Source organism: Oscillatoria sp. HE19RPO, assembly GCF_024220515.1.
Lineage (GTDB): Bacteria > Cyanobacteriota > Cyanobacteriia > Cyanobacteriales > Laspinemataceae > Laspinema.
In genome coordinates this window covers 1-8,745 of sequence record NZ_JAMXOT010000351.1, presented here as the reverse complement: position 1 = coordinate 8,745, position 8,745 = coordinate 1, and the positions used below count along the sequence as shown (strand labels likewise).

Annotated in this window: 6 protein-coding genes; 3 read left to right on the top strand and 3 right to left on the bottom strand. The window is 49.3% G+C overall.

Features of this window, described 5'->3' with window-relative positions:
* Positions 1 to 368 precede the first annotated feature (368 nt).
* Both NG833_RS26205 and thrB read left to right on the top strand, forming a co-directional pair.
* A complete protein-coding gene (locus NG833_RS26205; RefSeq protein WP_254568217.1) occupies positions 369 to 1,157 on the top strand; it encodes a hypothetical protein in 789 nt (262 codons plus the stop codon).
* A gap of 281 nt (positions 1,158 to 1,438) precedes the next feature.
* The gene (thrB, locus tag NG833_RS26200) at positions 1,439 to 2,446 is read left to right on the top strand and encodes a homoserine kinase (protein ID WP_254568216.1); all 1,008 of its coding nucleotides are present in this window, start codon (positions 1,439 to 1,441) and stop codon (positions 2,444 to 2,446) included.
* A 254-nt stretch (positions 2,447 to 2,700) separates the two neighbouring features.
* On the opposite strand, the gene metX is transcribed toward thrB, so the two are convergent.
* From metX to NG833_RS26185, 3 genes are all read right to left on the bottom strand, one after another.
* The gene (gene metX / locus NG833_RS26195; protein ID WP_254568215.1) at positions 2,701 to 3,810 is read right to left on the bottom strand and encodes a homoserine O-acetyltransferase; all 1,110 of its coding nucleotides are present in this window, start codon (positions 3,808 to 3,810) and stop codon (positions 2,701 to 2,703) included.
* Between the two features lie 485 nt (positions 3,811 to 4,295).
* Positions 4,296 to 5,600 (bottom strand): O-acetylhomoserine aminocarboxypropyltransferase/cysteine synthase family protein, encoded by a 1,305-nt coding sequence (locus NG833_RS26190; RefSeq protein WP_254568214.1) that lies wholly within the window; start codon positions 5,598 to 5,600, stop codon positions 4,296 to 4,298.
* Positions 5,601 to 6,153: 553 nt separating this feature from the next.
* Entirely contained in the window at positions 6,154 to 6,369 is a 216-nt protein-coding gene (locus tag NG833_RS26185; protein WP_254568213.1) for a hypothetical protein, read from the bottom strand.
* A gap of 324 nt (positions 6,370 to 6,693) precedes the next feature.
* Between NG833_RS26185 and NG833_RS26180 the strand changes: the two genes are divergently transcribed.
* Complete coding sequence (locus tag NG833_RS26180; RefSeq protein WP_254568212.1) at positions 6,694 to 8,322, top strand: NAD(P)H-quinone oxidoreductase subunit 4; 1,629 nt, start codon at positions 6,694 to 6,696, stop codon at positions 8,320 to 8,322.
* The last annotated feature ends 423 nt before the right edge of the window (positions 8,323 to 8,745 follow it).

The window sequence follows — 8,745 nt, the reverse complement described above, 5'->3', positions numbered from 1 at the left end:
GCGCAATGCTTGCGCCCCAGGGGCGCAAGCATTGCGCCCCTACACATACCTTCCTTTCATCAGTTGAACGGTTGGATGATTTATATTTTGCAATCCCCTAATCTTCATGTCATTGCTCGAATGAATGAGGTTTTACCAATACAACAGGCCCCACTGTAGTTGAATCCAGCAGGTAGATACACATTTGCTCGGTGTTGTCAAGCCTTTTTACTGAACCGACGCCCTAGATCGGGGTGGTAAATTTAATGACCCAAAATCGGGGTTTCATGTAAGGGGTTGTTCAGAGATTTTTGAGATCGCCAGAATAAATGCGATAAAATCCTTGAACAATGAAAAACTCATAATTACCTGCGATTTACCCAATGGGGATGCAACGCTCGCTCTTTCTTCTTGGACTCTCCCTGGTTGTGGCTTTGGGGGCAGTATGGGGTTGGGTGGTAGTCGGACTCGACTCCATGACCTGGAAACTAGCGTTATCAATACCGGCTGGATTGGTTCTGTTTTGGCCGATCGCCCAGCATATTGCCAACAGTTCATTACTCTCGGTGGGAACTCGACGGGAATGCGTGATTGAATCTATCCTCAAGTTCCTGACTAAAACTATCATTGGGGTCAGTGCGGTAACTGGGGTGGGAGCATTTCTACTCGCCGGGTTTTGGGCCATTGCTAGGCGTGGGGCTACCGCCAAAGAAACCGCCCTGTTCGGGCTCCAATCCTTCGCGGTTACCCTCGCGGCTTTGCTGGTGGCGATCGCCTGTCATTATCTCTTTCGCTTGCTCCTCAAAAAGTTAAGTTCGGTACAACTTGATATTCTCTATTTAGCTGGGGCCGGGGCTACCGTTTTAGCCGTGGGTGGAATCCTCGCCTCTCAAACCTGGATAGGCGTCCTTGCCGAACCTGCTGTATCCCAGAGAATCGCGAATACTGCCTGGATTGCGGTGGTGGGAGTCGGCTATGCCTGGGTGCAAATTCTCGCAGCGACCCCCAACGAGAAAAAAGTAGTCGTTCCTGATGCATTGATGACGGCTTTCGTGGTCATCTGTGGGGCCATTTTATTTTGGGCGATCGGAAAAGCATCCTTTCCCGTGGCGATGGGGTTACTCGCTTGGGTGGGCGCGATCGTCTTGGATAAAGAACAGAAAAAGCGAAAATTTTAGATGCGTCATCCCTGTTAAATGTGAAGATAAGAAATAGCAGATCCTCATCCTCTCAGGCGCGGAACTTTGACTGTTATTTGATGAGACCTCTGTGCAAATTCCTCTAATTAGATTTTGCCAGAGGTTAGAAACCCGGTTTCTTGAGAAAATTTCTGCTAATCAGCAACCAATTCGCCACAGAAACCGGGTTTCTTGTCCTACGGATTTAATCCGGAACTGACGCCTTAGAAATTTTTTAACTTTTTTCTCAATCGACGAAACGTACTCCCTTAAAACCTTTGATGTCTTCTACCCACTCCACCGTTACTGTTACCGTTCCGGCCACCACTGCTAACCTCGGGCCTGGTTTTGACTGTTTTGGGGCTGCATTGACCCTGTACAACCAGTTTAAGTTTTCGGCGATCGCCCTCAATCCATCCAGTCCGGATCAAAAAACCCTCCAGATTCTCGTCAAGGGGTTAGAAGCCGATCGCGTCATTGCCGATGAGACCAACCTGGTCTATAAAGCCTTTGCTAAATTCTACGCCCATCTCAACCAATCCCCACCGCCGGTCGAAATCGAGATAGAACTGGGAGTTCCCCTGGCGCGAGGACTGGGAAGTTCGGCAACGGCGATCGCCGGTGGCTTAATGGGGGCCAATCACCTCGCCGGAAAACCCCTGACTCCACTGCAACTGGTGGATCTGGCGATTGATATGGAAAAGCATCCCGATAACGTCGTTCCCGCCTTACTCGGAGGATGTCGTCTCGCCGCATCAATCCCGGAAGAACTAGCAACCGATCGCCCCGGTTGGGAAATCTGTGACGTTCCCTGGCATTCAGAAATTGTCCCGGTTGTAGCAATTCCCGAGTTTGAGTTAGCCACCGAAACAGCGCGCCAGGTCCTACCAACCCACTACACCCGGGCGGATGCGATTTACAATACCGCCCATTTGGGGTTACTCCTGCGGGGATTAGCCACCAACAATGGTCAATGGTTGCGCGTTGCCATGAGCGATCGCCTCCATCAACCCTATCGCAAGGATTTGATTCCCGGTTATGATGCGGTTCATGCAGCGGCTTTAAATGCGGGAGCCTACGGGTTGACCATTAGTGGTGCAGGTCCAACCCTGTTGGCGTTATCCTCTCAAGGGCAGTCCGCAGATGTGGCGATCGCAATGGTGGAAGCATGGCAGCAAGCCGGAATTAAGTCCCACGCCCAATCGGTGCAAATTGATCTCCGAGGGTCCGTAAGCGTGGAAACAAAATCTTCCCTGAAAGAACCCGCTAACTTTTCTACCCCGGGATAAGCGGTATAGCGAGCAAGATGCAAAGCAAGTAGGCATAGCTCCGCTTACCGCACTCCAAAACCCTGAATGTTAAGGAGTGCGAGCATCTTGCTCGCTATAGTTTTAATAGAGAGCAAGATGCAAAGCAAGTAGGCATAGCTCCGCTTACCGCACTCCTTAAACCTAAATGTAGAGGCGATTCGCGAATCGCCTCTACATTTAGGTTTAGGTTTAGATTTTAGACAATTGTGGAAGTCTTGATTACCCCGTGGTGGCTAACTATCCACCCGCCAAATCCGGGACAGATGAGAGCGATCGCGATTGGCGGCATTCCACTCCAGGGAGGAGCGGAAATTCACCACCATTGCATTCAAATCTTCCATATCAATTAAAAACGCATCGTGACCGTGGGGAGAATTCAACCACCCCAATTCCGCATTCGGAATCAACTGAGCTAACTTCTCCTGTTCCACCGGAGGATAAAGCACATCCGAGTCGATCGCCACCACCAGAGTCGGTTGCTGGATACTCGCCAACACCGAATTATAATCCCCGATTCCGCGAGAGACATCGTGACTATCCATCGCGTAAGTCAGGGTAATGTAACTATTCGCATCAAACCGATTCACCAGTTTTTGGCCTTGATATTGCAGGTAATTGACGATTTCCCAATTGCCATCAGCACTTTTGTTGCGCCCGAATTTTTGCTCTAAACTGGCCCAACTGCGATAAGAACACATCGCCATCATCCGCGCCGCAGACAATCCGGCAGCAGGGGGTTGTTCAATGGTGTAATAGCCACCGCGCCAGTAAGGGTCGGCATAAATGGCTTGGCGTTGGGCTTCGCTGAGTCCGATGCACCAGGGAGAATGTCTTCCCGAGGCGGCAAAGGTGGCGATCGCCTCCACTTTTTCCGGATACATCACCCCCCATTCCAGGACCTGCATCCCGCCTAATGACCCCCCGATCGCCAGCTTGACTTTGGCAACTTCCAACTCATCCAGCAATGCCGCCTGGACTCGGACCATATCCCGAATCGTAATCCGAGGGAAATCGGGACCGTAGGGACATCCGGTTTCTGGATTGACCGAGGTGGGTCCGGTGGTGCCGTAACAACTCCCCAGGACGTTGCTGCAAATAATAAAATCTTTTTCCGTATCTAGGGCTTTTCCGGGGCCAAATAAAGGGTCCCACCACTGATCCGCATCCGCCCATCCGGTTAAGGCATGGCAGATCACCACAGCATTATCTCGTTCGGGATTCAGTTTTCCCCAGGTTCGATAGGCGACTTGCACCCCGCTCAAAACCTGGCCGGATTCTAGGATAACGGGTTGTGTAAGTTCACAAAACTGGGTTTCCGGGGAAATATAGCGGGTGTCATTCATAATCTTTCATCTCTTTTGCTGGCGATCGCATCGTGGGTCAGTGAACAATCGGCTAATAAACGCTCCTGGCGTCTTATAACCGTTAGCGTTGGGTATTCGCTGACGGCTTGTTGCTACGTTCAACCCCTCGCCGGTCACCGAGTCCCCTTAATTTTTGTTGTTCCTATTGTAATCCAATCTCGTTCTGGCTTCTGTTTTTTAGCTCACGAATTGCTCATCCGGTGAGGATTAGGCGGATAAAAGCGGACTAAAAAGGCCCAGTGTTCTGAATGAAGTTCCAGGGGTTAGCGGTGCTTTAATACCAAATCCGGTTCTCTTAAGTCGGTTTTATGTATTAGCCTGCGCAGGCAGGCTTTGTCCGTGTAGCCCCAGGCTTCAGCCTGCGGGTTTTTATGAGTACAGGATGCTGCATCACAGAGGCGATCGCCTCTGTGAAAGCACCGCTAATCAACCCAGTCACCTACCAACCGGGACAAGGTTAATTCCTAAGCCTTTTTAAAAGCTTGGTCGAAGTCCGCCTTAATATCCTCAATATGTTCAATTCCCACAGACACCCGAACCATATCCGGGGTCACCCCAGAGGATTTTTGTTCCTCTTCGCTCAATTGTTGGTGAGTCGTCGAGGCGGGATGAATCACCAGAGTTTTGGCATCGCCAACATTGGCTAAATGGCTGGCTAACTGCACATTATTGATAAATTCTCGGCCCGCTTCCATGCCACCTTTAATCCCAAAATTGACCACACAGCCAAACCCATTAGTTAGGTATTTTTTGGCTAACTTGTGATAGGGATTATCCTTGAGTCCAGAATATTTAACCCATTCCACCTTGGGATGCTTGGAGAGCCATTTTGCTAACTCCATCGCATTATCAGCATGACGCTGAACTCGCAGGGAAAGGGTTTCTAACCCCTGCAAGAGTAAGAAGGCATTAAATGGACTCATAGCCGGTCCAAAATCGCGTAATCCTTCTACTCGGGCGCGGATGATAAAGGCAATATTTCCAAAGGGACTTTTTGGCCCAAAGGTTTCATAGAAATTCATCCCATGATAACCGGGAGAGGGTTCAGTAAAGATGGGGAATTTGCCATTTCCCCAATCAAATTTACCTGAATCGACAATCACGCCACCAATAGAGGTTCCATGACCGCCAATCCATTTAGTTGCCGATTCCGTAATGATATCTGCACCATGTTCGAGGGGTTTGCACAAGTAACCCCCACAACCAAAGGTATTATCTACAATTAAGGGAATTCCATGTTCATGGGCGATATCGGCAATGGCAGAAAAATCAGGAATATTGCATTTGGGATTCCCGATACTTTCTAAATAAATCGCCTTAGTTTTGTCATCGATCGCCTTTCGGAAATCTTCTGGATTATCTCCATCGACAAACTTAACGTTAATGCCTAAACGAGGCAGGGCTACTTTAAATTGATTGTAGGTTCCGCCATAGACAAAGCTGGTGGAAACAATGTTATCTCCCGCTTCACATATCGTGGCGATCGCCAAAAATTGGGCCGCTTGACCACTGGATGTCGCTAAGGCAGCCACACCGCCTTCCAAGGCAGCAATCCGCTTTTCAAAGGCATCGGTGGTCGGGTTCATAATTCGGGTATAAATATTCCCGAATTCTTTTAGGGCAAATAAATTGGCTCCGTGGTCCGCGTCATTGAAGACATAAGAAGTGGTTTGGTAAATTGGAACAGCACGGGCATTTGTCCCTGGGGCTGGTTCCTGTCCGGCATGAACTTGTAGGGTCTCAAAGCGGTAGTTCGGCGTTTCACTCATAAACTTGAAAAGTTCCTCGAATTTCTGGTGTTTTTGGCTGATTGGATATACAATTCATCTCGCGCTAGAGAGTCATACTTGACAAGGATTTTACCCTTCCCTAACCAGCTCAAAACATTACGCAATTATAGGGCTATTTTTTTCGGCTCGGGTGATAATTTTAAAAAACTTAATAAAATCTCAAGGTCCAAGACTCGATAAACAAGCGAGTCTGACCCGGTTTTGGAGGGAAATTTTTAATACAATATGGCTGACGCATTACCCCTAAATGTAGAGGCGATTCGCGAATCGCCTCTACATTTAGGGTGAGTTCTCAAAATATGCGTAAGTCCTGTACAAGAAAGTGCATCTCATCTGCCAGCAAACCAGGGGGGGAAATTAACAAGCGCCTGACCTTGGGGGACCGGCCCCATCAGTGGACCCTAGGCGGTGATTGCCGAGGGTAAAGCAGCGGTGAATTCAATTCAAGAATCAACGGGGGCGAGTGTCGAGTTCGATGCCGTTGTCCTAGATTGAACAGGTCCCTGAAGCGGATAGGTGGGCCTGGGAGCGTTTACTGGACGATGGAGAGTTCATCCACGACTTGCACCCGTCCCCGGCAAAGAGAACGGAGGAGGCGATCGAGACTGAAGCGGTCCTCGTCGCTGAGGGATTCATCTAAAATCGCGGCCATCATTCCATAGCGATCGGCTTTGGTGAGGCAGTGGGTATCTCGGACCGTGGCAAGTAGTTCAGGAATGGCACCGGGGAGCAAGTTGAGTGAATACATTAGGGTAGTTTTTGAACTCGACATCTTTATAATCCCGTATTTTCTCGCGATCGTCCGTGATTCTACCGAAACATCCTCCGTGATTCTAACGAGGTTTGGATGTGATCCAAGTGGAGTAGTCGTGGTGATGGCGATCGCCAAGAAGAAATCCCGCGACTTCCAGGGACCTCAATCCCCCACCAGGGACTTAAATATTCAATATCATAAGCATTTATGCTGGCTTATCAATCATATTAATCATTTTTACTTAACATCCCTTTTCAAAACTTTATATAGCTTAATAAACTAAAAGAGTAGGCAGTAAGTATTTATTACCATCTCTCTATGTTAACCCTAGACTTTCCCTGGCTAACCACTATAATTCTTTTCCCGCTCCTAGCGGCCCTAGTCATCCCGGCACTCCCCGATCAAGAGGGTAAAACCATTCGCCTCTATAGCCTAGGCGTCGGCTTAATCGAACTCGCCCTCACCCTAATCGCCTTTTGGCAGAACTACGACCTCAACAACCCGGAATTACAGCTTATTGAAACCTACCCCTGGGTCCCCCAACTGGGTCTCAACTGGACCCTAGCCGTCGATGGCATTTCCATGCCCCTGATTGTCTTAACCGCCTTAGTCACCACCCTTGCCATTGCCGCAGGATGGAACGTCACCAAAAAGCCCCGGTTATTTTACGCCCTGATGTTGGTCTTGTACAGCGCCCAAATCGGCGTCTTTGCTGCCGGGGATATGCTGCTATTCTTCCTGATGTGGGAAATCGAACTCGTCCCGGTTTACCTGCTGATTTCGATATGGGGTGGCGAAAAACGCCTCTACGCCGCGACTAAATTCATTTTATATACTGCATTAGCTTCTATCTTTATTCTGGTCGCAGCCTTAGCAATGGCATTCTATGGCGATACCATCACCTTTAATATGGCCGAACTGAGTGCCAGACATTATCCCATTGCTTTAGAATTGCTGCTTTATGCCGGGTTGTTCATCGCCTTTGGCGTCAAACTCCCCGTCTTCCCCCTCCATACCTGGCTCCCGGACGCTCACGGAGAAGCGAACGCCCCAGTTTCTATGATTTTGGCCGGTGTCTTGCTGAAAATGGGCGGCTATGCTTTAATCCGCATGAACCTGGAAATGCTCCCCAACGCCCATCTCTACTTTGCCCCGGTTCTAGCCATTCTGGGGGTCGTGAATATTGTCTATGGTGCATTGAGTGCTTTTGGGCAAGATCACCTCAAACGGCGTTTAGCCTATTCGTCCATTTCCCACATGGGATTTGTGCTGATTGGGATTGCTTCCTTAACGGAACTGGGGATCAGCGGTGCCGTGTTGCAAATGCTCTCCCACGGATTGATTGCTGCCGCTTTATTCTTCCTGGCAGGGGTCACTTATGAGCGCACTCATACCCTGGCAATGGAAAAAATGGGCGGTTTGGCGAAGTTGATGCCGAAAGTATTTGCGCTGTTTACTGCTGGGGCGATGGCATCCTTGGCGTTACCGGGGATGAGTGGATTTGTGAGTGAGTTGACTGTGTTTTTGGGACTTTCCACCAGTTACGCCTACAGCACCCCGTTTAAAGTGGTGGTGATTGGGTTAGCGGCAGTGGGTTTAATTGTGACGCCGATTTATTTGCTGTCCATGCTGCGCCAGGTGTTTTATGGCAAAGTTGAGCCGATCGCGAATGTGGAGGCGTGGGAGTTGATGGATGCGAAACCTCGGGAGATTGCGATCGCCGCTTGTCTGTTGTTGCCGATTATCGGAATTGGGTTATACCCGAAAGCGGCGACTCAAACCTACGATGTGAAAACGACGGAAGTGGCTGCCGAGGTTCGCAATGCCCTGCCTATCTTTGCTCAACAGCAAGATCGGTTGTTCTCTGGTGGGTTTTTTGCTCCCAGTATCCCCCGTGTCGATGCTCAAGCGTTATTTAGCATTACGGATATCGGTAAGGGGGCTTAAGTGATTCTGGGGCATGGCCTTTCATGCCCCAGGGTTAGGGGAGTCTCCCGAATCCGGCGAGGGTGAATTCCGCTTCTCAAAGCCTTTGAGGATTTCGGGTCATCCAAAAATTAAAATCTCTATAGAGCGGTTCGGTGGACTCATGAGGTACAGATAAGCTGCCTTGGCATTTAATTCGATTACAGTAACGAAGCTTAAAGCTCGCACTACCAGCACTTTTGGTAAAATTGCTTCCCGATTTAGATGCCTCCCAAGCTGATTTAAAGGAGAAGCGGAGGTTTTACTTAGGGAACTCCAAAAAATAAAACCTTCAAAAAACCCGCAGGCTCAAGCCTGGGGCTACACGGACAAAGCGGTGCCTGCGCGGGCTAAAAGAGCCTTGTTAGGTGCGATCGCATCAAAGCAAGGATGATTTATTTGTTG

Excerpts from the sequence above, each read along its gene's own strand:
- NG833_RS26205 (WP_254568217.1), top strand. The coding sequence starts at position 369 with ATGCAACGCTCGCTCTTTCTTCTTGGACTCTCCCTGGTTGTGGCTTTG.
- thrB (WP_254568216.1), top strand. The coding sequence starts at position 1,439 with ATGTCTTCTACCCACTCCACCGTTACTGTTACCGTTCCGGCCACCACT.
- metX (WP_254568215.1), bottom strand. The coding sequence starts at position 3,810 with ATGAATGACACCCGCTATATTTCCCCGGAAACCCAGTTTTGTGAACTT.
- NG833_RS26190 (WP_254568214.1), bottom strand. The coding sequence starts at position 5,600 with ATGAGTGAAACGCCGAACTACCGCTTTGAGACCCTACAAGTTCATGCC.
- NG833_RS26185 (WP_254568213.1), bottom strand. The coding sequence starts at position 6,369 with ATGTATTCACTCAACTTGCTCCCCGGTGCCATTCCTGAACTACTTGCC.
- NG833_RS26180 (WP_254568212.1), top strand. The coding sequence starts at position 6,694 with ATGTTAACCCTAGACTTTCCCTGGCTAACCACTATAATTCTTTTCCCG.